Annotated in this window: 2 protein-coding genes and 1 pseudogene; all 3 read left to right on the plus strand. The window is 34.4% G+C overall.

What is annotated here, in order from left to right; genetic code table 11:
- Positions 1-833 precede the first annotated feature (833 nt).
- Complete coding sequence (locus I3255_RS14420; protein ID WP_238039438.1) at positions 834-992, plus strand: hypothetical protein; 159 nt, start codon at positions 834-836, stop codon at positions 990-992.
- A 37-nt stretch (positions 993-1029) separates the two neighbouring features.
- Positions 1030-1197, plus strand: coding sequence for a hypothetical protein (locus I3255_RS14425; protein WP_238039439.1), 168 nt, complete (start codon positions 1030-1032; stop codon positions 1195-1197).
- Positions 1194-1278: pseudogene (locus I3255_RS14430) on the plus strand (hypothetical protein); the annotation flags it as partial. The gene I3255_RS14425 and the pseudogene I3255_RS14430, both read left to right, overlap by 4 nt.

Below are 1278 nucleotides of genomic sequence, written 5' to 3' on the forward strand. Positions count from 1 at the left end.
TTCCTAAAGAAGTAGTACAAGAGTTAATACAAATAGAATGGTGGAATTACCGATGGTTTGATCATAAAGATCTAGACCTAGATTTAGATATTCAAGCTTTTATATCCGTATTTAAAGAGTTAAAAAACAAAGAGGCTATTAAGTATTTCTATCCACAAAAAATAACCTTATAGATTAATTGTAATATAATGAACTCATAAAAAATCCATCATTACTATAATACCGATAAATCAAGCAAAAATGCTCCCTATCAAGATATAAAATTTTCATTATATCATGCAGTTTGGGGGCTTTAATATAAAAGTACCTCCTCCACAACTCTACGGAACAATGTTACTTACTAACATTTGAAATTCTAAGGTAACTTAGTATTTATTTTTTACTGGTTCTTTCATACATTGACTAGATAGTCATAAAGGATAAAACCGAGCTTGTTACGGTTTCCACGACGCAGTAAAGTATCCGCACCAACATATCAAAGTGTTATTTAAGAACAACTAGTACGGTAACTCTAGCAGCTACAATTAGTTTGATTACTCGTTCAGCATTATTACTAAACGATAAGAGAGCACCATCAATATATAAGTGAGTTTTGGTCATTTTCCAACGAGTGTCTTATCGCCTCACCTAAATACTAATATAGCTTTAAACAAATAGAATAGCTTTTCTGTTTTATATTACTCAAAAATTAAATATCACTTCATTCTCCATACATTCAGACATATACCCCATTACTAATACATCCATCGAAACGCACAAGGCGTTCACAAACACAAATACACAAGGTTTTATTACTCACGAAAACAGTTATTAAAGCAACCATCGCAGCCGCTATGTCTTACAACGTTTCAGCTAAAGATGGCGATTTCACAGGTAACGTACAATTTGAAAAAGCAGTGGCTAACGGCATGAATACAGAACACTACCAAAAAGAAGACACTGCAGAGCGTTCACATTCTGTAAAAAATTCTGGTTTATGGCACATGCGATAAGCCAACATAAATTCATAAATATTAACGGAGCTTCATTATGAGCAATGTATTCTACATGCCACCTGTAACATTGATGGGTCCTAACGCTATTCAATCTTTAGGTGCAGAACTGACATCAAAAGAGCTGAAAAAAGCCCTAATCGTGACAGACAGTGTATTAGTTGAAGTGTGTTTAGTTAGACGAGCTAACCACTCACAGTATTGATTTCATTCGGTGATGGTTCTTCACACGATACAGCTAAAGGTATCGCACTTGTGGCAGCAAATGGTGGTCACATACGTGATT

Source organism: Psychrobacter sp. Ps6 (genome assembly GCF_022129235.1).
In the GTDB taxonomy this organism is placed as follows: Bacteria; Pseudomonadota; Gammaproteobacteria; order Pseudomonadales; family Moraxellaceae; genus Psychrobacter.

Bases quoted from the DNA above. Each gene is read 5' to 3' on its own strand.
- I3255_RS14420 (WP_238039438.1), top strand. From the start codon at position 834: ATGTCTTACAACGTTTCAGCTAAAGATGGCGATTTCACAGGTAACGTA.
- I3255_RS14425 (WP_238039439.1), top strand. From the start codon at position 1,030: ATGAGCAATGTATTCTACATGCCACCTGTAACATTGATGGGTCCTAAC.